A 23,147-nucleotide genomic window follows, 5' to 3' on the forward strand; every position below is an offset into this window, starting at 1 on the left:
CTCACGACGCCAGGGCGAGCTCCCGGAAGCGGATGACCGACTCGGTCGGCCGGCCGGCGCGGTCGTAGGCGGCGCGGATCGGGTTCACCGCCCGTCCGTTCGGGAGGACCACCTCCAGCACCGCGTGGTCACGGGCCGCGCTGCGGCGGGAGGCGGGGCTCCACACTCCCCCGTCGGTGCGCACGAGGATCTCGCCGATGAGGCAGCCGATGCTCTGCAGCGTGAACTCGTCGCCCACGAAGCCGTCGCCGGCATCCAGGTCGGTGAAGAGCCGCTCCACGTACTCCAGATCCTCCGGCACGAAGGTCACGGTGTGCCCGTAGATGTCGCGGATGCCGCCCGCCATGGCGCCCGCGAGCAGGGGGCCGACGGCGGGGTCGGGCCGCCGCCGGCCCCCTGCGCCACGGACGGGCCGCGGCTCTCGGGGGGACCGGAACATGCGCCAACGGTAGGACCGGCGGAGCCGGGACTGCGCGCCCCAATTCGAGTGCCCCCGGAGCGGGGCACCGCCGCTGCGCGGGCCGGCCGTGGCTATGCTGAACCCGGATGACGGGGGAACGAGGATGCGTGGACGGATCCGGGGGACGACGGCGGTGCTGGGCGTCGCGGCAGCGGTGGCGCTGCTGAGCGGGTGCGCGGGACAGGCGACGCAGGCGCCTCCGCCGAGCTCGGTGGTCGCGGCGGGGACGCCGAAGGCCACGCCGAGCGGGGAACGGTACGACCTGACGGTCGAGCGTCCCTTCACGCTCAGCGACGGCAGCAGTGCGACCGGATGCGTCCAGGTCGCCGTCGACGTGGCCGCCACGACCGACGGCACAGCGGACCCGCGGGTCGTCCGGGCGAGGGCCTTGCTCACCCGCCACGACTGGCAGTCGGAGCCCGTCTCGCTCGATGAACTGAGCGCCGACGAGCAGAAGATCGAGAGGGATCGGGGCGAGAGCGAGCAGGTGATGCTCGCCGGCATCCTGATGGACCACATCTCGAAGGCGCTGACGGACGCGGGCCTGCTCGGCGACGGACTATCGGTGCGCGGTCACGTCGGCTGCTGACCGCACGACGGCACCCGACCGTTGACCACCGCGGCGAACGGGGGTCTGATGGACGCATGTTAGCTCTCATCATTGTCCTGCTCATCATCTGGGCGGTGCTCGCGATCCTGGGCTTCGCCATCAAGGGCCTGCTCTGGCTGGCCATCCTCGGCCTGGTCTTCTTCGTCATCACCGCCATCGTCGGCTGGCTCCGCCGCGGGGCGAGCCGCACCTGACGCCGCCCTCACCCGGACCGGACGGCGGTCGCGCTCTCGGCGCGGCCGCCGTCGCCGCGTCCGGAGGCCGAGCGCCGCTCCAGTGGTGAGATCACGTCACGACTCGGGCGGGATTCCCGCGATTGCTCACGACTCGAGCACGAGGGGGATCGAGCAGCGGGAGCGATTGCACAGATCGGCGCGGGTTGTTGGACTTCGAGCGGAGGACCGGGGAGGGTGGAGACATGCCATACACCGCCGATCCCTCGCGCTATGACGACATGACCTATCGCCGTACCGGCCGCAGCGGTCTCGACCTGCCCGCTCTGTCGCTCGGGCTGTGGCACAACTTCGGCGACGACCGCCCCTTCGAGACGCAGCGCGCGATCGTGCGGCGGGCGTTCGACCTCGGTATCACGCACTTCGACCTGGCCAACAACTACGGCCCGCCGTACGGCTCGGCCGAGACCAACTTCGGCCGCATCCTGTCCGAAGACCTGCGGCCCTATCGCGACGAGATCGTGGTGTCCAGCAAGGCCGGGTGGGACATGTGGCCCGGCCCCTACGGCCAGGGCGGCGGCGGCCGCAAGTACATGCTGGCGAGCCTCGACCAGTCGCTGACGCGTCTCGGGCTCGACTACGTCGACATCTTCTACTCGCACCGGCCCGATCCCTCGACTCCGCTGGAGGAGACGATGCAGGCGCTCGACACCGCGGTGCGCTCGGGCAAGGCGCTCTACGTCGGCATCTCCTCGTACGGGGCGGAGGAGACCCGGCGGGCGGCCGAGATCCTGCGCGACCTCGGCACGCCGCTGCTCATCCACCAGCCGTCCTACTCGATGCTCAACCGCTGGATCGAGACCGAGGGCCTGCTCGACACCGTCGGCGAGCTCGGCGTCGGCGTGATCGGCTTCACCGCCCTCGCCCAGGGCATGCTCACCGGCAAGTACCTGAACGGCATCCCGGAGGGCTCGCGCGCGAGCGCGGGAACGTCGTTCGACGCCGAGTGGCTCACCGACGAGGCGATCGGCCGGCTGCGGGCCCTGAACGGCATCGCCGAGAAGCGCGGCCAGACCCTCGCGCAGCTCGCCCTCGCCTGGGCGCTGCGCGACGAGCGCGTGACCTCGCTCGTGATCGGGGCGAGCAGCGTCGAGCAGCTGGAGCAGAACGTCGCCGCGCTGGGCAACCGCGAGTTCTCGGCGGAGGAGCTGGCAGCCATCGACGAGCACGCCGTGGACGCCGGCGTCGACCTCTGGGCGGGCGCACGGCGCGGCGAGGTGTGAGGCCGGCTCATACCACCGGGCGCCGCAAGCGTCAGCCTCTGCCGCGCGCGGCTCCGCGTCGCTACCGTTGAACCAAGCACGCTGGATGTGACGGTCCCTCGGGGCCGTGTTCCTGGCGTGTGTGGGGCGGATCCCGGGTCCTCGGCGGCATGCCGGGTGACCCGGGGTCCGGTGAAAGGGGGAAGCGGATGAGTCGCAATAGGTGTGAGTTCCAGCAGTGCTCACCCACGGGTCGCCCAGGGTTCTCTGCTTAGCTCGTCGGTGTTCGCGCCCGACGCGTAGAAGTTGAGTGTTATGACCGTCCTCGTCGAACCGGACATCCGGGCGGGCCGTCCGCTACGTGCGGTGCGGCCCTGGACGATCGCGCTCATCGCGGGCCTCGCGGCCACCATCCTGTGCGCCGCGTTCAGCTGGGTTCCGTCCCTGTGGGGCGACGAGGCCGCGACCCTGCTGTCGGCCAAGCGGTCGGTCGGCAGCCTGTTCGGGATGCTGATGCACGTAGACGCCGTCCACGGCGTCTACTACCTCCTGATGCACGGCTGGATCCGCCTCGCCGGCGAAAGTCCCTTCGCCCTGCGGCTGCCGAGTGCCGTCGCAGTGGGGGCCGCCGTCGCGGCGGTCACCCTCATCGCCGGCCGGCGCGGCGGTGCCCGCGCCGCCATCGTCGCCGGGGTCGTCGCGTGCGTGCTCCCCCGGCTGACCTACGCCGGCGAGGAGGCGCGGTCGTACGCCTTCAGCGCCGCGGCCGCTGCCTGGCTCACCCTCCTGCTCCTCTGGCTGATCGACGGCCGCGGCCGTTCGCTCGCACCGGGGCCCCGGCGGATCGCCTGGCTGCTGTACGCCGCGGGGATGGCGGTGACCTCGTACCTCTTCCTCTACACGGTGACCCTGCTGGTCGCGCACGGCGTGATCCTGCTGGCGAGCAGGGCATCCCGCCGCACCCTGCGCGCCTGGGCGGTCTCCGCCGGCGCGGTCGTCGTCTCGCTCATCCCGCTGGCGGTCCTCGCCTACCTGGAGCGCAGTCAGATCGCCTACCTCGGCTCGTCGCCGGACGATCCCGCCATCTGGTACTACTTCCTCTGGTTCGGGATGCCGTGGGTCGCCGTCGCCGCCTGGGGGTTGGTGGCCCTCGGGCTGTGGCCTGCCTGGACCGCGTGGCGCCGCCGCCGGACCGTTCCGTCGATGCCCGGCCCGCGCGCCCCGTCGACGCGGCTCGTGGCGGCCGCCTGGCTGTTCCTCCCGACCGGCCTGCTGCTCCTGGTGAACCTCGTCTACCCGATGTACACGGGACGGTACTCGACCTTCGCCGCGCCCGCCGCTGCGCTCCTGGTCGCCGAGGGCATCCTCGTGCTCGGCCGGACGATCGGCGGCGACCCGCGCCGCACGGTCGCCGCCACCGCGGGCGCGACGATCGTCTTCGCCGCGCTCTGCGCGCCAGCCTACGTGCTGCAACGCGGCCCCTACGCCAAGAACGACAGCGACTGGGCGGAGGTCAGCGCGGCGATGGGCGCGAACGCCCGCCGTGGCGACGCGGTCGTCTTCGACGAGTCCGCCAAGCCGTCGCAGCGACCCCGGCTCGCGATGCGCACCTACCCGGCCGGGTTCGCCGGCGTGCGCGACGTCACCCTCCGCGTCCCGTACTACCGGAACACCTGGTGGCCGGATCAGGCCTACTCGGTGAAGCGGGCGGCCGAGCTCGGCCGCTTCGAGGACGTGACGCGCGTGTGGCTGATCGAGCTGGACGCGAAGGGCGTCCCGGATGCGGCGCCGGACGAGTACGGGATGGCCGCCCTGCGAGCGCTCGGATTCACGGAGACCGGCCGCAGCATCGAGACGCACCGCAGCGTCATCGTCGAGCTCACGCGACCGGCTGGATGAGCTCCGGCCCGTCGTCACCGGTCTTGAACGGCCGCACCTGGTCGAACCGCAGCGTCTCCGCCTCGGCGACGCCCGCGCGCACGGCCTCGTCGACGAGCGCCTGGTCGCCGACGATCGACGGGTCGATCCAGTGCTGCCACAGCTCCTCGGGCAGGATGACCGGGTTGCGGTCGTGGATGTCGGCGAGCGTCTGCACCGCATCCGAGGTGAGGATGGTGGCCGTGAGCACCCACCGGTCGGGGTCGTCCTCGGCCTTCGACTTGTCGCGCCACCACGAGTACAGCCCGGCGAACCCCATCAACCGCCCTTCCGGGTAGCGGATGAAGTAGGGCGTCTTGCTGCCCTTCGGCCCCTGCCACTCGTAGTACCCGCGCGCGAGCACGATCGCCCGGTGCGACTGCACGGGCTTGCGCCAGGTGGACTTCTCGGCGATGTCCTCGGCGCGGGCGTTGAAGGTCGGGAACTTCGGCTTGAGAGTGTCGGACCACGACGGCACCAGCGACCAGTGCGCGCGCTCGAACCGCAGTTCGCGCGTCTTGGTGGAGTCGATGAGCACCGGGATGTCGTCGGTGGGCGCGATGTTGTAGTCGGCCTCCCAGTCGGCCGTCCACTCCTCGGGCCGGCGTCCCGTCGCCTCCACGAACTCCGTGATCTCTGCGTTGACCTTGTCGTCCATCGCGAACCTGCCGCACATGCTCCCACCATAGGCGCGACCACCGACGTGGAGGCAATGCGCGGCGAATGGTGCGGAAAACGCAAAGGTGAGGATTTTTCACCCCCAAATGCGGGTGACGCGAAGCTGAGAAAACGATGTATTCTCACCTTTGTGAATTGGTGAGGAACAATCACTTTACGGGAATCGAACTCACCGATCCGCACCACCCGAAGCAGCACCAACCCGACCCGTAGGTGACCCCCGTGTACCCGACTCCGCCACGCCGAGCGCTTCCCGCACTCAACCCCAACCGACCAGGGGGCGTTCGGCGCGCGCGGAGCCACGGGGGGCTCCTCTCGAGCGGAGTCGGCGGCGGTGAAGCCGTTCGAGACCACGGTTTCCCCCAAGCCGCCGTCGGCTCCCCGGTCGCGGTCCCCGCCGCCCACATCGCGGCGACCGCATCCCTCACGGGACGGGCACGCGCATGACCGTCGTCCGCCCACGGCTCCACGCGCCGGTCGCCCCCACCGCCCTGCGGCGCGTCAGTTCCGAGCAGAGCTGGGCGCGTCTCTACCGCTACCGCCTGCTGGCCACCGACACGGTCATCATCCTCGCCGCCACGACCGGCGCCGTCTTCGTGCGATTCGGCTTCGACGACGCCGCCGCCCCGAGCGCCGGCTTCCACGTCGACTACCTCTACCTCTCGCTGCTCATCGCGGCGACCTGGCTCTTCACGCTGTCCATCTACCACACCCGCGACCCGCGGGTCGTCGGACTCGGCGTGTCCGAGTACCGCCGCGTGGTGTCCGCGACCGCCACCACGTTCGGCCTGCTCGCCATCCTCTTCCTCGTCGCGAAGGTCGACATCGCGCGCGGCTACTTCATCGTCGCGCTGCCCGCCGGGATGGCCGGCGTGCTGTTCTCGCGCTGGCTGTGGCGCCACTGGCTGATCCGGCAGCGCACCTTCGACCACTACCTCTCCCGCGCCCTCGTCGTGGGGCGTTTCGACGACGTCGACTACGTCGTCCGGCAGATCCACCAGAAGTCGGGGGCGGCCTACAACGTCGTGGGTGCCGCTCTCGACACAGGCAAGCGCAAGGGCGCGAAGAAGGACGCCGAGCTGCGGCGCCGGATCGCCAGCCCCGAGCGCGAGGTACCGATCGTCTCCGACCTGTCGGGGGTCGCGGACGCTGCGGCGCGGCTGGGTGCGGACACGGTGATCGTGGCCGGCCGCGCCCTCAGCAGCGGCGACTTCGTCCGCCGCCTGGCCTGGAAGCTGGAGGGGACGGCGACCGAGCTGGTGCTCGCGTCGCCGCTGACCGACGTCGCGGGGCCGCGCATCCACTTCCGTCCCGTCGAGGGCCTCCCGCTCATCCACGTCGAGATCCCGCAGTTCGAGGGCGGCAAGCACGTGCTCAAGCGCGCTTTCGACTTCTTCGCCTCCGGCATCGCCCTCGTGCTCCTCTCCCCGCTGTTCCTGGCCATCGCCGTGGCGATCAAGCTCGACGACAACGGGCCGGTGATCTTCGCGCAGGAGCGCGTCGGCCGCAACGGCGAGCGCTTCAAGATGTTCAAGTTCCGCTCCATGGTCGTCGACGCCGAGGCGCGCCTCGCGGAGCTGCAGGCCGCCAACGAAGGCCAGGGGCTGCTCTTCAAGCTGAAGCACGACCCGCGGGTGACCCGAGTCGGCCACTACCTGCGCAAGTTCTCGCTCGACGAGTTCCCTCAGCTGGTCAACGTCTTCCTCGGCGACATGAGCCTGGTGGGCCCGCGCCCGCCGCTGCCGTCGGAGGTCGAGGGCTACGAGAACCACGTCCATCGCCGGCTCTACATCAAGCCGGGGCTCACCGGCATGTGGCAGGTGAACGGACGGTCCGACCTGTCCTGGGAGGAGAGCGTCCGGCTCGACCTCTACTACGTGGAGAACTGGTCGCTCACCGGCGACCTCGTCATCATGTGGCGCACCCTCAAGGTGCTGGCACATCCCGTGGGGGCGTACTGATGCGCCCCCGCCCCCGTCCCGCAATCGCACCCCACAACCCCTCACCCGACCACACAGACAACGAGGTTGCCATGCGCACAACACCCCGCCCGCGCTCTCGCTCACTGGGCATCCTGACCGCGGTCATCACGGCCGTCGGCCTCGTCTTCGGCGGGCTGGCCATCGCGCAGCCAGCAGCCGCGGACACACAGCCACCGGATCCGACGAATCCCGCATCGCCGCCGACGGTGAGCGCCGACGTCCTCCCGACCACGCAGATCGACGGTGTCGCGTGGGCGCAGGTCGTCGTCGGCAACACGGTCTACGTCGCAGGCAAGTTCACCACGGCACGCCCCGCAGGCGCGGCGGCCGGGACGAACACGACCGCCCGCAGCAACCTGCTCGCGTACGACGTCACGACCGGCAACCTGATCAGCAGCTTCAATGTCCCGCTCAACGCGCAAGGCCTGGCGATCGCGGCATCGCCCGACGGCTCGCGCATCTACGTCGGCGGCGACTTCACGACGGCGGGAAGCGGCAACTACTACCGCATCGTCGCCATCAGCACCGCGACCGGCCAGGTGATCAGCTCCTTCCGGCCGATCATGGAGAGCCAGGTGCGCGCCCTCGCGGCGACCAACACCGCTGTCTACGCGGGCGGCACGTTCAGCACCACCAACGGGGTGTCGACGCCGTACATCGCGAAGATCAACGCCTCCGACGGCTCCACCAACACCGCCTGGGCGGCCAGCGCCGACTACGTCGTCGACGCGCTCGCCGTGAGCCCCGACGGCACCAGGGTGTACGCCGGCGGCCGGTTCCAGCACGTCAACGGCGGCAACAACGCCTACGGCCTCGCCATGTTCGACGGCAGCACCGGCGCCTTCCAGGCGTTCGGCGCGAACTCCGTCGTCCGGGACGCCGGCACCCAGGCCGGCATCACGGCCCTGGTGGCGACCAACGACCGGGTCTACGGCTCCGGCTACGTGTTCGGCTCCGGCGGCAACCTCGAGGGCAGCTTCTCGGCCGACCCCAGCACCGGCAACCTGATCTGGATGGAGGACTGCCACGGCGACACCTACTCCATCTGGCCGATGAACGACGCGCTCTACGTGGCGGGCCACCCCCACTACTGCGGCAACGTCGGCGGCTTCCCGCAGACAGACCCGTGGACGTACCACCACACGATCGCGTTCTCGAAGGCGCAGACCGGCACCCTGACCAACAACGGTGACGGCGCCTACGCCAACTTCACCGGTCAGCCCTCGCCGACCCTGCTCAACTGGTTCCCGCAGTACGTGACCGGCTCCTTCACGGGTCAGGGCCAGGCGGCCTGGTCGGTCTCCGGCAACGGCAACTACCTGGTCGCCGGCGGCGAATTCCCGTACGTCAACGGCGTCGCCCAGCAGGGCCTCGTGCGCTACGCGATGAACAACGTGGTCAAGAGCAAGCTCGGCCCGAACGTGAACACCGCCCTCGTGCCGAGCGCCGTCTCCTTCAAGTCCGGCCAGGCCCGCGTCTCGTGGACCGCCACATACGACCAGGACAACGTGAACCTGTCCTACAAGGTTGTCCGCGACGGCCAGAACGCGACGCCGGTCTACCAGACGACCCAGATCTCCAACTTCTGGACCCGGCCGTCGATGGGCTTCGTCGACACCGGCCTCGCACCGGGATCGACGCACTCCTACCGCGTCTACGTGACCGACCCCGACGGCAACCAGATCTCGCGCCTCGGCAACACGGTGACGATCGCCGCGACGGACAGCGGCGGACCGTACGCCGACTCGGTGACCACCGCGGGGGCGAGCTCCTACTGGCCACTGGATGAGTCGAGCGGCAGCGCCGGATTCGACCACGTGGGCTTCAACGACCTGCAGCTGCAGGCCGGCGTGACCCGCAACGGCGTGGCCGGCCCGATCAGCGGGAGCACCGCGTCCAGCTTCAGCGGGGGCTCCACCGGCTGGGCAGTGACGCCGTCGTCGATCCCCGGACCGAACACGTTCACCGTGTCGGCCTGGTTCAACACGACGACGACCAGCGGCGGCAAGATCATCGGCTTCGGCAACGCCAACGTCGGCACCTCGAGCAGCTACGACCGCCACGTCTACATGGATAACAGCGGACGCATCTACTTCGGGGTCTACCCCGGCGGCGTCCAGACGCTGAACAGCGGCACCGGCTACAACGACGGCCAGTGGCACCAGGTCACCGCATCGCTCGGCTCCAACGGAATGCGGCTGTACCTGGACGGAAAACTGGTCGGCTCGCGCACCGACGTGACCAGCGGCCAGGCCTACTCCGGCTACTGGCGGATCGGCGGCGACAGCATCGGCGGCTGGCCCAACCAGCCGAGCAGCAGCTTCTTCGCCGGCACCATCGGGCAGGTCTCGATCTACCCGACCGTGCTCGACCGCACCACCGTGGTGAACCAGTGGGTCGCCTCCGGCCGACCGTCGCCGCTGGCGCCGGCCCCGGCCGACGCGTACGGCGCAGCCGTGTACAACGCGAACCCGGACATCTTCTGGCGACTGGATGAGACCAGCGGCTCGACCGCGAACAGTGCGGATGCGTACACCAACAACGGCACGTATTCCGGTCTCGCGACCACGAAGAACCAGTCCGGCGTGCTCCCGGGCACCACCGACAAGGCGGTCAAGTTCAACACGAACAGCAGCGGGTCCAACGGCGGCATCGTCACCAGCAACCAGCAGTTCTCGAACCCGACCACCTACTCCGAGGAGATCTGGTTCAAGACCTCGACCACGAAGGGCGGCAAGCTCATCGGGTTCGGCGACGCCAAGACGGGGCTGTCGAGCAACTACGACCGCCACGTCTACATGCAGGACGACGGGCGCATCGTGTTCGGCGTCTGGACCGGCCAGGCGAACACCATCACCTCTCCGACGCCGCTGAACAACAACCAGTGGCACCTGGCGGTGGCGACGCAGGGTCCGGACGGCATGAACCTGTACGTGGACGGCCAGCTGGTCGGCACCAACCCGCAGACCCAGGCGCAGGCCTACAACGGGTACTGGCGGATCGGCGGCGACAACACCTGGGGCTCCACCGGCCCGTACTTCAACGGGACGCTCGATGAGGCGGCGATCTACTCGAGCGTCCTCACCGCCCAGCAGGTGGCCAACCACTACTCGCTCGGCACCAGCGGCACGCTGCCGAACCAGTCCCCGACCGCGGCCTTCACCACCACACAGAACAGCCTGACGGTGAACGCGGACGGCACCGGCTCGAGCGACCCGGACGGCACCATCGCCTCGTACGCCTGGGACTTCGGTGACGGCGCGACCGCCGACACCGCGACCGCGAGCCACACCTACGCCGCCGGCGGCACCTACACCGTGGTCCTGACGGTGACCGACAACCAGGGTTCGACCAACACGGCCTCCAAGCAGGTCACGGTGGTCGCCAACCAGGCCCCGGTCGGCTCCTTCACCGACAACGTGTCCAACCTGGACGTCGCGTTCGACGCCTCGGCGTCGTCCGACCCGGACGGCACGGTCGCCTCCTACGCCTGGGACTTCGGCGACGGGACCACGGGCACCGGGGTGAACCCCACGCACACCTACGGGAGCGCGGGCGCCTTCACGGTGACCCTGACCGTCACGGACAACCAGGGTCTCGCGGGCACGCCGGTCCAGCAGCAGGTCACCACGACCCTGCCGCCGAACCAGCCGCCGGTGGCCGGCTTCACCGCCACCCCGAACGGCCTGACGGTCGCGGTCGACGGGAGCGCCTCCAGCGACCCCGACGGCACGATCGCCGGCTACGCCTGGGACTTCGGTGACGGCGCGACGGCCACCACGGCGACCGCGAGCCACACCTACGCCTCCGGCGGCACCTACACGGTCACCCTGACGGTGACGGACAACCGCGGCGGCACCAACACCGCCACCAAGTCCGTGACCGTGACGGCGCCGCCGCCCGCGGCCATCGCGTCCGACACGTTCGAGCGCACCTCGGCCAGCGGCTGGGGCACGGCGGACCTGGGCGGCGCGTGGACGGGCGCGGGATCCGCGACGGCCTACACGGTCGGCGCGGGCGCCGGGCAGATCGTCGGGCCGGCCGGCTCCACCAAGACGGAGCTGCTGAACAGCGTGTCGAGCACCAACACGAACACGACGGTCCAGTTCACGACCGATCGCACCTCCACCGGCGGCGGGATCTACGTCTCCGCCCTCGGCCGGGTGGTCGGTTCGGCCGAGTACTCCGCCCGCGTCTGGTTCCAGAGCAACAACGTGGTCCAGCTGCAGCTGCTGCAGGGCGGCAGCGCCCTCCAGCTGGTGAACATCCCGGGCCTCACCTACACGGCCGGTACCCAGTACCAGGTGCGCCTACAGGTGTTCGGCACCTCGCCGACCACCATCCGGGCCCGGGTGTGGAAGGTCGGGACGACGGAGCCCACCACGTGGCAGGCATCCGTGACCGACTCGACGGCCGCCCTCCAGGCAGCCGGCGTGGTCGGGCTGCGGGCCTACCTCTCCGGAACCGCGACCGACGTGCCGCTCACCACGAAGTTCGACAACTTCGCGGTGACCCCGGCTCAGTAGGATCATCGGAGGATGACCCAAGCCAGCCGTCGTCGACCCTCGCACACCGTCCTCGTCGCCCACCCCAGCGCGGAGCTCTACGGCTCCGACCGGGTGATGCTCGAGAGCGTGAGCGGACTGGTCGACGACGGCTGGCGCGTCGTCGTCACCGTCCCGTCCGACGGCCCGCTGCTCTCCGAGCTGCGGGCCCGCGGCGCGTCGGTGGAGCTGTGCCCGAGCCCCGTGCTCCGGAAGAGCGTGCTAACCCCACGCGGCTTCGCCCGGTTCGTCGCCACCTCCCTCTCCTCGACGGTCCACGGGATGTCGCTCCTCCGTCGCGAGCGCCCCGCACTGGTCTACGTCAGCACCATCACCGTGCCGCTCTGGCCCGTGCTCGCCCGGCTGGTCGGGGTGCCGGTGCTCACGCACGTGCACGAGGGCGAGGCGAGCGCCTCGCGTCTGATGCGCCGCCTCCTGGCCCTCCCCCTCTTCCTCTCGCGGACGCTGCTGGTGAACAGCCGGTTCAGCGCCGGAGTGCTCTCCACCTCCTTCGAGAGCCTGGGCCGCCGGGCGCAGGTCGTCTACAACGCCGTCCCCGGCCCCTCCCGCCGCACGCCGCCGCGCGAGACCCTCTCCGGCCCGCTGCGCGTCACCTACATCGGCCGGCTGTCACCACGCAAGGGCGTCGACGTCGCCGTGGACGCGGTGGCCCGGCTCCGGGATCGCGGCGTGCACGCGGAGCTCGATGTGGTCGGCTCCGTCTTCCCCGGCTACGAGTGGTATCAGGAGGAGCTCGCATCCACCGTCGGGTCCAAGGACCTCGGTGGCAGGGTGCGGTTCCACGGCTTCCAGCCGTCGGTGTGGGACATCGTCGGCTCCGGCGACGTCGTCGTCGTGCCCTCTCGCGTCGACGAGCCGTTCGGCAACACAGCCGTTGAGGCCCTGCTCGCCGCCCGGCCCGTGATCGCGAGCGCGACCAGCGGGCTCCTCGAGGCGACCGCCGGCTACCAGGCGGCCGTCACCGTCCAGCCGGACGACGCCGGGGCGCTGGCGGACGCGCTCGAACGCACGGTCGGCGACTGGGAGGCGACGGCCGAGGCGGTCACCTCGGACGCCGCGGCGGCCGAGCGCCGCCACAGCGTCGCCACGTACCGCTCCCGCATCGCCGCCGTCGCCCGCGCCACCGCCCGCCGCTGACCCACGCGCAGCGACTGCGGTCGTCCGTAACGTTTGCGGCTGCGCGCGCAGCCGCAAACGTTGCGAACGACCGCAGTCGGGGTCAGCGGCGCGGGGGCTTCGCGTCGGCGGCGGCGAGCTCGAGGTCGTCGTCCTCGTCGGACTCCGCGAGGTCGTCCTCGAACTCCGCGTCCAGCGGGGCGTCGTCGACGGCATTCGTCGCGTCCTCCACGGATGGGTCGGTGGGCGCGGGCGCCTCGTCGTCCTCCGCCTCGGTCAGCGGCAGAGGGAGGGGTGGCGCCGACGGGCGAGCCCGACGCATCGTCAGTCGGCGCCACCAGCTTTCGCGGCCCGGGGCCGGCTGGCGGTAGTAGGTGCTGGAGCTCTTGGCCGGCGCGACGCGGTTCAGCACGAGGCCGAGCGCACGGACTCCGGACTTCTCCAGCACGTCCATGGTCGTCGCCAGTTGCGAACGCGACACCCGGGTGCGGTCGGCGACCACGAGCGCGCCGTCGACGGCACGCGCCACGATCGCCGCATCCACCACGGCGGTCATCGGCGGGGAGTCGAACACGACGACGTCGTAGTCGTGCGACACCTCGGCGATGAAGTCGGCCATCGCACGCGACGAGAGCAGCTCGCTGGGGTTCGGCGGGACGGGTCCGCTGGTGACGACGTCCAGCCCGTTCCAGGTCTGCACGACATCGGAGAGCGACGCGCGGCCGACCAGCACCGAGGTGAGCCCGGCACCGCCCGGAAGGCCGGTGACGCCGGCGAGCGTCGGGCGGCGCAGGTCCGCGTCCACCAGGAGCACCCGGCGGTCGCCCTCGGTGAGAGCCAGCGCGAGGTTGAGCGAGATGAGCGATTTGCCCTCGTCCGGGATCGAGGAGGTCACCACGAAGGCGAGACGGTCGGAGTCGACGCTGACGAACTCCAGGCTGGACCGCAGCCTGCGGTAGCCCTCCGCGGCGCTGGACAGCGGGTCGGTGAGCAGGATGGGCCCGGGCTGCCGCCGGCGCAGGCGCTCGATCTGCGCGAGCATCGGCACGCCGGCCACCCGCGAGGCGATCTCGGCCGACCGGACGCGCGTGTCGAGCAGCTCGCGCAGAACGACCACCAGCACGCCGAGCAGGATGCCGATGACGAAGCCCGCCACCAGGTTCAGCCGGGTGTTCGGCGAGGACGGGTCCTGCGGCGTCACGGCGGGCTGGATGGTCCGCACCGACACGGTGGCGGAGCCGTTCACGCTCTTGGGCGCGATCTCCTCCACCTTCTTCCCCAGAGTCGCGGCGACCGCATTGGCGATGTCCGCGGCCTCCGCCGGGTCGCTGTCGGTGACCGACAGCTCCAGGATGACGGTGTTCTGCGGCGTGCTCACGCTGATCGAGCCGGCGAGGTCCGCCGGCGTCCGCTCCAGGTTCAGCTGGTCGACCACCGGCTGCAGCACGAGCGCCGACTCCGCCAGCTGCGCGAACGAGAGCATCTGGTTCTGCGTGTAGGTCGAGCCCTGGTTGAGGTCGTTGGCGGAGCCGCCGAAGTTGAGCGAGAAGTACAGGCTCGAGGTGGCCGTGTAGACGGGCGTCGCGATCTGCGCGAGCCCCCAGCCGCCGACGAGTCCCGCGAACGCGCCGATCGCGATGATGTACCAGAACCGGCGGAAGGCGGCGACGAACTGGTGCTGGCCGGGCTCGGCGCCCTTCCCCTGCTCTGCGGCGGGTCGGGTGGGCGGGGTGTGGCGGGCTGGCGCTGTCATCAGCGTGCGCTCCTTTCGCGAAGGCGTGCGGTCTCGGCGACCGGTTCCGCCACGGGGCGGAGCCGGTGCCGCGGTGCGAGGAGGGTGGCCTCGGCGGCGGTCGGTGTGAGGTGCTGGGTGGTGGCCGCGATCCCCACCGCGACCCAGAGGAAGATCGAGTACTGCGTGATCAGTGCGACGGTCGCGAGCGCCGGGATCTGCGCGACGACCGCGATGGTCGCCGGGGTCGCGCGCCGGGTCACGACGAGGACGATCCCGATCGCGAGGGCGACGACCACCAGCAGCAGGGCGAGGAAGCCGCTGGAGAGCCCGGTGAGGATGAGCTGGCTGTCGATCGAACGGAAGTTGCCGAAGTAGACCTGCCCGGTGGAGTCGCGCCGGGCGGAGTCGGCGACACCGACCGGATTCATGCTGCCGATCAGCGAGAGCAGGTCGCCGCGGTAGTCCGCGCTGCCCGTCGCCTCCGCCCCCGCGTCGTCGAAGACCGTGGTCACCAGCGGGAACAGCAGCGCCGCGACCGCGACGATCGCGGTGGTGAGCACGATCCGCGCCCGCCGGGAGATGGCGTCGCGCATGAACAGGATCGACAGGAGGAGACCGAGCAGCGCCCCGATCATCCCGATGCGGCTGAACGTGAGCACGGTCGCGGACAGCATCAGCAGCACCATCGCCGCACGGACGAGCAGCGGGAACCGGGCGGCCAGAGTGAGCGGGATCGCGATGGCGAGGCTCGACCCGAGCGCGATCGAGTGCCCGAACGCACCCTCGGCCCGCGCCACGCCGCCGCGCTCCTGTATGGTGCCCCAGATCGTGTACATCGAGTTGCTCGCGCGGATCTCGACGAATGGATTCCAGTGGCCGAAGAACTCGATCAGGGTGAGCACGCTGACCACGGTGAACGCGATGCCGACGGCGCCGTAGATCCACGTCGGGTCGACCCGGAGCGAGGCGACGCGCCCGAAGACGTACCCGGCGATGAAGTAGGTGAACAGCGAGAAGGCGAAGCCGAGGGCGATCCCTGCGTTCTCGGTGATCAGCGATGCGAGGGCGAACACGACGAGGAGGGCCACCAGGCCGTCCATCATCCCGAAGCGGTAGCCGCGCACCGGGAGCAGCGCGACGGTCGCGAGGAGGGCCATCGCCGTCACCGCGGGGAGGTAGTAGTTGCCGTTGAAGCCGATCCCCAGGCCGATCCAGATCGGGACGAAGCACAGCACGGCGATCCAGACCCCGACCGCCGTCCGCGGCATCCTCCGCAGTACGAGGAAGGCCGTGACCGCCACCGCCAGCCCCGCGACGCTCACGAGCGTGCGGTCGAGCGCCGGCCCGCTGAGCGCGGAGGCGGCGATGGCGTGGACGGCGGGGGTCACGGAAGGCTCACTTGAAGACGGTGATCGGGGTTCCGGCGGCGTCCGTCACGGTGATGACGGCGGAGCCGGACTTGCCGTCCGGCACGGAGAACAGGTACACGCCGGTGCGGGTCTCCCCCGCCTTCAGCGTGCCGAGGAGGGGCTCGGCACCGTCGGTGAGCTCGGTCGCGGGCACGGCGGAGTCGGTGCCGTAGTACGCGTTGACGGCGAGCTGGGAGAGCGCGACGTCGGAGCCGCCCGGGTTCGTCAGCTCGAGCCGCACCTTGATGGCCGGACCGGCGACCTCGCCCGCGCGGACCGCGGTCGCCTTGGTGTCGTCGACCTGCAGCTTCGCCTTCAGCCCGCCGGCAAGGGTCGCGGTGTCGTCCTTCGCCACGACGGCCGCGACCGGGGCGCCGTAGCGCTTGTCGGTCTTCGGCGCGGCGGAACCGGAGGAGGAGGACGACGACGACGGGGACGGGGTCGAAGCGGCCGACGGGGGCGGCGGCGAGTTCGGGTCGGGGGCCGGCAGCTGGAAGCCGGCCGGCTTGTCCTGCGCCTTCCCCGCCTCCGCGTTCTGCGCGCCGCGAACGGCGGCGAACGAGACGGCGACGGCGAGCACCGCGGCGGCGACGACGGCGCCCGCGATGAGGAGGATGCGGCGGCGCCGGTTCGCCGGCGGGCGCGGCTCCCGCTCCTCGGGGTCTTCTGGGCGATCGACCTTCGTCATCGGAGGTCTCCCTTCTTTTCGGGTCGGGCGGGAGTCCAGGAGCGCAGCTCGCGGAACCACTTAGCGGCGGCGAGGATCAGGAACGCCGTCGTGGCGGCGGCGATCAGCGTGTAGAGGGTGACGAACACCGGAACGGCTCCGAGCGTCACGAAGGAGAGGCAGAGCACCCCGTAGTCCATCGGCAGCACGGCGATGGCGCGCAGCCAGGAGGGGCGCCCCGGTGCGTCCTCGGCGAGCGGCACCGCGCCGCGGGTGCGGCGGCGCAGCTGCTCGGTGAGGATCATGCCGAAGAACAGCACCGCGGACACGATCGCGAACCCGATGGGGACGAGCAGCCAGGGGACCGGCACGACCTGGAATCGGTAGAACCCGACGGCGAGCGCGAGCGGCATCGTGGACACCTTGGTCGCGTCCACCATGTGGTCGAGCCATTCGCCGGCCGGGCTGCTGGTCCCGAGCAGGCGCGAGAGCTGGCCGTCGGCGGAGTCGAACGCGTAGCCCACCAGGAGCAGCACGGCGACGACGACCCCGAGCAGCCAGGACGGCGGGAAGAGGACGAGGAGCAGGATGGCGGCGAACGTCCACACCGCGCTGATGGCGGTCACGGCGTTCGGGGTGAGGCGCGCGGTGTACGCCCAGGCGGCGAGGTAGCGCCCGATCCGGCGGTTCACGAAGCGCGAGTAGGCGGGCGCCGACCGCGCGGGGGGCTTCTGCGCGGCGCGCAGGCGGCGGAGCGCGCCCCCGAAGCCGTCGCCGCCGAGCCGGGTCGCGCCGGCGCTCTGCCCGGTCACCGGGCCGCCCCCTGAGCGCCGCCGGACTGATCGGGGACGCTCGCGACGGGAATGCGGCCGGCCCGGCCCTCCGCCGTGCGCCGACCGGCCGCGCCGGTGCGCTGTCGACCGAGGGGACGGGAGGGCTTGACCAGCTCGTGCGCGGCGAGGCGGAGGCAGAGGCGCTCGTAGCGGTCGGCCACGTCGTCCCAGTCGTAGGCGGCGGCGCGGGCGGTCGCCGCGGCGCGGCGTGCGTCCAGCAGCCCGTCGTCGGCGTCGGCGGCGTCGATCGCGGCCGCGACGCCCGCTGCGTCTGAGAAGTACGCCGCCGCGGCCCCCGCGACCTCGCGGTTGAACGAGACGTCGTATGCGATCACGGCCGTTCCCGCGCCGAGTGCCCGGAGCAGGGACGGGTTGGTGCCGCCGACCGAGTGCCCGTGCAGGTAGGTGGCGGCGCCCGCGTAGAGCTGGTCGAGCAGGCGCTGGTCCCAGACGCCGCCGAGGAACCGGACGCGATCGTCGGCGGCGTCGCGGACCCGCGCGCTGTACTCCTCGGCGTACGGCGCGGAACCGACGACGACCAGGGGCTTGGTGGAGCGGCTGCGCACGTATCCCTCCACGATCAGGTCGACGTGGTTCTCGGCCTCGAAGCGGGCGACGACCAGGTGGTAGCCGTGCGGCTCGAGCCCCGCGTCCGCCAGCAGGTCGGACTCGCGCGAGACGACCGGCGCGCCGTAGGCGATCAGCTCGGTGTCGGCCGCGAACTCGTCGCGGTAGTAGTCGGCGATGCCCTGGGCGTCCGCGATGAGCGCGTCGGACCAGCGCACGGCGAGCGACTCGGCGGTGCGGTAGTAGGCCTGGCCGGTGCGTCCCCACTTGGCGCGGCGCCACTCCAGGCCGTCGACGTGGGTGGCGACGGGGATGCGGGCGGTGCGCAGCACGGGCAGGTACGGCGAGTTCGCCGCGTTGAAGACGACCGCGGCGTCCGTGCGGTGGCGGAGGAGGTGGGCGACCGAGAGGCCGGTGTGGCTCAGCGTCTCGAGGCTGCGCCGGCGCATCGCGCCGCGGTGGACGAGCCGCATGCCCTCGTAGTTCTCGGGGCGCTCGGCGTCGCCGGTGCTGCGGCAGTAGACGACCACGTCATGGCCGCGGGCGGCGAGGCGCTTCCCCACCTCTTCGACGGCGGTCTCGAAGCCCCCGTAGCGCGCAGGCACGCCCCGCGTGCCCACGAGTGCGACGCTGATGCGTCTTCCCCCATCGCCCATTCGGATGCTCGCTCTCGTTTCGCGGATTCTCGACGGCTCGGCCAACGATGTCTCCGCGCACCTCCCTCGGGCAGGAGGACGGAACGTGAAACGGGTCGCATCAGGGGTCGGGTCGCTGTTGCTGTCCACAGCTTAATACGAGAATTCCTCACCTGTCGCCCCCTCATCAGGGGGGTACAGGTCGGGAGGCCCTGATCAGTCCCAGGCGGCGGCCTCGCCGAGCCGCTTGGCCGGGTTGCCCCCGACGATCTCGCCGGGACCGACCGGCCGGGTCACGACGGAGCCGGCCGCAACCACGGCGCCGTCGCTGATCGTCACGCCCTTGAGCACCATCGCGCCGGTGCCGATGAGCACGCGGCTGCCGATCGCGATCGGCGCGGTGTGCGGCAGCACGGCGCCGTCGGTGCGGGTGATGCGGTGGAAGTCGGTGTCGAGCAGCTGCACCTCCCACGAGATGCGGGTGCCCTCGCCGATGGTCAGGCCGGACTCGACGTTGACCGTGCTGCGCGGCCCGATGGCGCTCCCGCGCGCAAGGCGCAGGGTCGCCCCCGGTCCGACCCAGAGCCGCGCACCCTTCTGGAGGTGGCTGCCGCGGGCGAGCTCGTAGGTGCCGGGGCCGCCCATCCGGACCCCGGAGGCGATGCGTGCTCCCGGGTGCCCGCGCAGCACTCCCCTGGCGAGTTCGGTGTAGCGGCGCAGCCGCGTGGTGAGTCTCATCGCTTCCCCTCCGACCGTGCGACCAGCTCGGCCTTGGCGATCCTCCGGCCGTCGCGCACGCCGCGCAGCGCCGCGCGGAGCGGGACGACGGGTCGCAGGAACTGGCGGCGGCCGCCCTGCAGCAGGATCTCCCGCGCGACGGCGGGCGAGGTCCGGAGCCAGTGCGCGAGGTCGCCGTCGTCCAGGTGGAGCGCGGCGAACAGCATCCGGTTGCGGATGTTGAAGTAGTAGTAGCCCTCGGACTTCGCCGTCGCCGCACTGTGCGCGCCGGCCTGCTGGGTGCCGCCCTCCGCATGGGTGACCGTCACGTCGTCGAGCACCGCGAGCGCCCCGCCCGCGGCGCGCACCCGGAACGAGAGGTCGACGTCCTCCCAGTACAGGAAGTACCCGTCGGCGAACCCTCCCGCGCGCTGCCACAGGTCCAGCGACAGGCACAGGCAGGCGCCGCTCAGCCACGGCTCGGCGCGGCGCTCGGGAGGCTGCGGCCGGCGGCGTGCGGAGGTCATGCGGCCGTCCACCAGCGAGACGTCGGAGCCGGCCGACCACACCGTGCCGTCGGGACGGAGGATGCGCGGCGCGACCATCGTGTCCGGCTCGGCGGCCACCGCGTCGAACAGGGCGCGGGCCGCCTGCGGCTCGATCACCGCGTCCGGGTTCAGCAGCATCACCCGTTCCGCGCCGGCCTCCGCCGCGCGCGCGACGCCGAGGTTCATCCCGCCGCCGAAGCCCGGGTTGTCCGGCGGGAGCACCGCGAGCCAGCCCTCCCGCCCGCACAGCGCGACGACCGCGTCCCGCTCCTTCGCGGAGCTGAAGCTGTCCACGACGACCACGGTCAGCCCCGCCGCCGCACGCGACAGCGCGGCGAGGTTCTCGGCCAGCAACTCGGACGACGCGTAGTTGACCACGACGACGGCCTCGCCCGCGAACCGCGGCGAGGGGTCGTCCCGGCTCGCGTGGACGCGTGGGGTGGGCTCTGGCATAGACTTCCGCTCTGACGTGAGGGGGTGGCCGTGCGACCGGAGGAACCGGTGTCAGTGACCATAGCCGTGCCGACGTTCCATCGTCCAGCCGAGCTCCGCGCGCTGCTGCCGCTGCTGCTCGCGCACGCGGACGAGGCGGGCGACGACTTCCCCGCCTCCGTGCTGATCGTGGACAACGACCCGGGCGGCAGCGGCAAGGCGGTCGTCGACGCGCTCGGCGACCCGCGGGTCCGCGCGGTCGTCGAAGCGCATCCCGGCATCTCCGCCGTGCGCAACCGGGCGCTGACGGAGGCCGGGACGCGGCTGCTCGCCTTCATCGACGACGACGAGGTGCCGCACGACGGCTGGCTCACACGGCTCCTCGACACCTGGCTGAGCACCGGCCGGCCGGCCGCCGTCTCCGGTCGCGTCGTCGCGGCCTTCAGCGGCCGGCTCGACCCGTGGCTTGCGGCGGGCTCCTTCTTCGTGCGCCGGCGCATGCCGACCGGTTCGGCCATCGATGTCGCCGCGGCGGGCAACCTGCTGCTCGACCTCGACCAGGTGCACGCGGCGGGAGTGCGGTTCGCCGACGACCTCGGACTGAGCGGCGGCGAGGACACCCTGTTCAGCCGCCAGCTGCACGCCCGCGGCTACCGGATGACGTGGTGCGACGAGTCTGCGATCACCGACATGGTGCCGCCGGAGCGGATGACGCGGCGCTGGGTGCTGCAGCGCGCCTGGAGCCACGGGAACTCGGCGAGCACCATCCGCATCCGGCTGGCCCGCACGCGCGGACGCGCAGCCCTCGCCCGGGTCGAGGGCGTCGTCGGCGGAGCGGCGAGGGTCGTGGGCGGAGCGCTCCGCTGGCTGCTCGGCACGCTGACCCGGTCGCTGCGCCATCAGGCCCGCGGCGCCCGCGCGATCTGGCGCGGCGGGGGCATGGTGACCGGCGCCCTCGGCGTCGTCTACCAGGAGTACGCCCGCGACGGCGACGGCGCCGGAGTCGCGGAGGCGAACGCGTGACGGCCAGAAGCCTCGCCCGCGAGACGCTCCGGCGGGCGACGGCTGTGGCCGGCTCGATCGTCTCCGTGCGCACCACGGCGGACGAGTTCGTGCTCACCTACGACGACGGGCCCGTCGCCGGGACCACCGACCGGCTGCTGGAGCTGCTGGCGGCCCGGGAGGCGTCGGCGACGTTCTTCGTCCTGCTCACCCGCGTGCGGCGCGACCCCGGGCTCACCCGGGCCGTCGCCGACAGCGGCAGCGAGGTCGCGCTGCACGGCGTCGACCACGTGGATGCGACCAGCCTGCCGCCGGACGAGTTCCGCCGTCGCATGCACGACGGGCGGCGGGAGCTCGAGGACGCGATCGGCCGCCGGGTGCGCTGGTACCGCCCGCCGTACGGGCACCTCACGCTCTCGGCCTGGCGGTCGGTCCGCGACGCCGGCCTGACCCCCGTGATCTGGAGCACCGGCGTGCGCGACGGTGCTGCCGCCCTCAGCGACGCCGAGCGGATCGCGAGCGCCGCGAGCGGGGTGCGGCGCGGCGCGATCCTGCTGGCGCACGACAACTTCGCCTCGGCGCTCGACGGCGTCGACGACGGGCCGGAGCCGCAGCTGGACCGGCTCGCGCTCGCCGAGGCGGTGCTCGACCTCTACGGCGCCGCGGGACTGCGGGCGCGGTCGCTGTCGGCCGCGCTCGAGGCCGGGCGGCCCGTCAAGCGGGGCGTGTTCGTCCGCGGCGCCCGCGCCTGAGCTCGATCGCGCGCCGGTATGCGGCGACGTGGCGGCGGCCGGTCTCGTCCCAGCCGCGCGCGTCGAGGTCCGGCCGGTCGCCGGGCTCCCGTCCGCGGACCGCGGCGAGCGCCTGCTCCAGGTGCTCCGGCCGCAGCGGCGGGTCGTAGCGCTGCACCCAGCTCTCGCCGACCTCCCGGGCCAGCAGCCGGTTGACGTCGTTGTCCGGCACGAGCACGGGCCGGTCGAGGGAGAGGCTGGACAGCGCACCGCCCGAGTTGTGCATCTCGCGGTACGGCAGCACGATCAGCTCCGACTCCGTCACCGCGGCGACCAGCTCCTCGTCGGTGAGGAAGGCGAAGCGGAGGAAGATGCGGTCGTCGCCGCGCGCCTCCTCCTGCAGCTGACCTGCGAGCTCGTCGGAGGACGGCCGGCCGGAGACGGTCAGCGTCGCGGCGGGTGCGTCGGAGGCGCGGAACGCCTCGCGGAAGGCGGCGATCAGCGCATCCACCCCTTTGTACCGCCGCACCAGGCCGACGTAGGCGAGCCGGCCCGGGATGGCGGCCCGCCGCGCGTAGGCCGCGAACCAGTCGCGGTAGTGGCCGTGCTCGATGGTCTCGACCGCCGACCCGTCCGGGACGGGCGTGAGCGGGTTGAGCCGGATCCGCAGCGTCGTCCAGCGGTCGATCAGCCGCAGCAGCCACACCTCCCGACGGCTGATGCCGCTCGGAAGGTCTAGGTTGTGCGCGGTGCGGACGATGGGGGTCCTCGTGATCCGCAGCTTGAGGACGAGGGCGAGCGTCAGCGCCTGCCTGACCAGCTTCTTCAGCGGACTGTGTCCGGAGACGAGGATCTCGGGCCAGTGCACGTGGAAGACGTCGTACCGGGCGAGGAGGGCACGCCGCCAGGTGAAGGTGCGCAGTTCGACGCCGGGCTGCGCCGCGATCGCGTCGCGCAGCATGATGAGGTACGGGTTCGTGGTCGGGCGCGGGTCGGGGAAGGACTGCTGGACGACGAGCTGGGCCACTTCTCCCCCTCCGATCGGCATGCGCTCCACTCTGGCACGGCACGCCCTGCCGATCACGCGCCCTCAACTGGGGTCACGCGC

19 protein-coding genes are annotated in these 23,147 nt (G+C 71.8%); 9 read left to right on the forward strand and 10 right to left on the reverse strand.

Translation table 11 applies throughout. The features are described 5' to 3' along the window. Nucleotide 1: 1 nt before the first annotated feature. Nucleotides 2-439, reverse strand: a complete 438-nt coding sequence (locus HNO83_RS13225) for a hypothetical protein (protein ID WP_249776715.1) — start codon at nucleotides 437-439, stop codon at nucleotides 2-4. 124 nt (nucleotides 440-563) lie between these two features. Here HNO83_RS13225 and HNO83_RS13230 point away from each other — a divergent pair, with 124 nt between their 5' ends. The 4 genes from HNO83_RS13230 (at nucleotide 564) to HNO83_RS13245 (ending at nucleotide 4,404) form a co-directional block, all read left to right on the forward strand. Next, nucleotides 564-1,049 carry a hypothetical protein gene (locus HNO83_RS13230; protein ID WP_175337980.1) on the forward strand — a complete coding sequence of 162 codons (486 nt, stop codon included), beginning with the start codon at nucleotides 564-566 and terminating at the stop codon, nucleotides 1,047-1,049. A 56-nt stretch (nucleotides 1,050-1,105) separates the two neighbouring features. After that, a complete protein-coding gene (locus HNO83_RS13235) occupies nucleotides 1,106-1,264 on the forward strand; it encodes a hypothetical protein (protein WP_175337981.1) in 159 nt (52 codons plus the stop codon). Between the two features lie 224 nt (nucleotides 1,265-1,488). After that, nucleotides 1,489-2,526, forward strand: coding sequence for an L-glyceraldehyde 3-phosphate reductase (gene mgrA / locus HNO83_RS13240; protein WP_175337982.1), 1,038 nt, complete (start codon nucleotides 1,489-1,491; stop codon nucleotides 2,524-2,526). Nucleotides 2,527-2,820: 294 nt separating this feature from the next. Then, on the forward strand, nucleotides 2,821-4,404 hold the full coding sequence (locus HNO83_RS13245; protein WP_175337983.1) for a glycosyltransferase family protein: 1,584 nt from the start codon (nucleotides 2,821-2,823) through the stop codon (nucleotides 4,402-4,404). Here the strand turns inward: HNO83_RS13245 and HNO83_RS13250 are convergent. Further along, entirely contained in the window at nucleotides 4,385-5,098 is a 714-nt protein-coding gene (locus HNO83_RS13250; RefSeq protein ID WP_175337984.1) for an SOS response-associated peptidase, read from the reverse strand. The two genes, HNO83_RS13245 and HNO83_RS13250, sit on opposite strands and share 20 nt — an antisense overlap. 445 nt (nucleotides 5,099-5,543) lie before the next feature. Between HNO83_RS13250 and HNO83_RS13255 the strand changes: the two genes are divergently transcribed. The 3 genes from HNO83_RS13255 to HNO83_RS13265 all read left to right on the forward strand — a co-directional run bounded on the left by HNO83_RS13255 (nucleotide 5,544) and on the right by HNO83_RS13265 (nucleotide 12,784). Further along, the gene (locus HNO83_RS13255; RefSeq protein WP_175337985.1) at nucleotides 5,544-7,061 is read left to right on the forward strand and encodes a sugar transferase; all 1,518 of its coding nucleotides are present in this window, start codon (nucleotides 5,544-5,546) and stop codon (nucleotides 7,059-7,061) included. A gap of 71 nt (nucleotides 7,062-7,132) precedes the next feature. After that, a complete protein-coding gene (locus HNO83_RS13260; protein ID WP_175337986.1) occupies nucleotides 7,133-11,608 on the forward strand; it encodes a PKD domain-containing protein in 4,476 nt (1,491 codons plus the stop codon). A gap of 12 nt (nucleotides 11,609-11,620) precedes the next feature. After that, a complete protein-coding gene (locus HNO83_RS13265; protein ID WP_175337987.1) occupies nucleotides 11,621-12,784 on the forward strand; it encodes a glycosyltransferase family 4 protein in 1,164 nt (387 codons plus the stop codon). 82 nt (nucleotides 12,785-12,866) lie between these two features. On the opposite strand, the gene HNO83_RS13270 is transcribed toward HNO83_RS13265, so the two are convergent. From HNO83_RS13270 to HNO83_RS13300, 7 genes are all read right to left on the reverse strand, one after another. Further along, nucleotides 12,867-14,516: a tyrosine-protein kinase domain-containing protein gene (locus HNO83_RS13270; RefSeq protein WP_175337988.1), complete on the reverse strand. Its 1,650-nt coding sequence runs from the start codon at nucleotides 14,514-14,516 to the stop codon at nucleotides 12,867-12,869. Next, the gene (locus HNO83_RS13275; RefSeq protein WP_175337989.1) at nucleotides 14,516-15,886 is read right to left on the reverse strand and encodes a hypothetical protein; all 1,371 of its coding nucleotides are present in this window, start codon (nucleotides 15,884-15,886) and stop codon (nucleotides 14,516-14,518) included. The genes HNO83_RS13270 and HNO83_RS13275 overlap by 1 nt, the downstream gene beginning before the upstream one ends. Nucleotides 15,887-15,893: 7 nt before the next feature. Next, nucleotides 15,894-16,595, reverse strand: a complete 702-nt coding sequence (locus tag HNO83_RS13280) for a hypothetical protein (protein ID WP_175337990.1) — start codon at nucleotides 16,593-16,595, stop codon at nucleotides 15,894-15,896. Beyond that, nucleotides 16,592-17,386: a CDP-alcohol phosphatidyltransferase family protein gene (locus HNO83_RS13285; RefSeq protein WP_175337991.1), complete on the reverse strand. Its 795-nt coding sequence runs from the start codon at nucleotides 17,384-17,386 to the stop codon at nucleotides 16,592-16,594. Before HNO83_RS13285 ends, HNO83_RS13280 begins: the two co-directional genes overlap by 4 nt. After that, nucleotides 17,383-18,630: a DUF1972 domain-containing protein gene (locus tag HNO83_RS13290; protein WP_175337992.1), complete on the reverse strand. Its 1,248-nt coding sequence runs from the start codon at nucleotides 18,628-18,630 to the stop codon at nucleotides 17,383-17,385. Before HNO83_RS13290 ends, HNO83_RS13285 begins: the two co-directional genes overlap by 4 nt. A gap of 195 nt (nucleotides 18,631-18,825) precedes the next feature. After that, nucleotides 18,826-19,347 (reverse strand): acyltransferase, encoded by a 522-nt coding sequence (locus tag HNO83_RS13295; RefSeq protein ID WP_217499024.1) that lies wholly within the window; start codon nucleotides 19,345-19,347, stop codon nucleotides 18,826-18,828. Continuing rightward, entirely contained in the window at nucleotides 19,344-20,327 is a 984-nt protein-coding gene (locus HNO83_RS13300) for a glycosyltransferase (RefSeq protein WP_175337993.1), read from the reverse strand. Before HNO83_RS13300 ends, HNO83_RS13295 begins: the two co-directional genes overlap by 4 nt. Nucleotides 20,328-20,375: 48 nt before the next feature. Here HNO83_RS13300 and HNO83_RS13305 point away from each other — a divergent pair, with 48 nt between their 5' ends. Both HNO83_RS13305 and HNO83_RS13310 read left to right on the forward strand, forming a co-directional pair. Next, nucleotides 20,376-21,329: a glycosyltransferase family 2 protein gene (locus tag HNO83_RS13305; RefSeq protein ID WP_349627192.1), complete on the forward strand. Its 954-nt coding sequence runs from the start codon at nucleotides 20,376-20,378 to the stop codon at nucleotides 21,327-21,329. Continuing rightward, nucleotides 21,326-22,060, forward strand: coding sequence for a polysaccharide deacetylase family protein (locus HNO83_RS13310; protein ID WP_175337995.1), 735 nt, complete (start codon nucleotides 21,326-21,328; stop codon nucleotides 22,058-22,060). The genes HNO83_RS13305 and HNO83_RS13310 overlap by 4 nt, the downstream gene beginning before the upstream one ends. On the opposite strand, the gene HNO83_RS13315 is transcribed toward HNO83_RS13310, so the two are convergent. After that, nucleotides 22,023-23,087 carry a glycosyltransferase family protein gene (locus HNO83_RS13315; protein WP_175337996.1) on the reverse strand — a complete coding sequence of 355 codons (1,065 nt, stop codon included), beginning with the start codon at nucleotides 23,085-23,087 and terminating at the stop codon, nucleotides 22,023-22,025. The genes HNO83_RS13310 and HNO83_RS13315 overlap by 38 nt on opposite strands. Nucleotides 23,088-23,147 lie beyond the last annotated feature (60 nt).

Origin of the sequence: Leifsonia sp. C5G2, from assembly GCF_013359685.1 — a bacterium.
Taxonomy (GTDB): Bacteria; Actinomycetota; Actinomycetes; order Actinomycetales; family Microbacteriaceae; genus Leifsonia.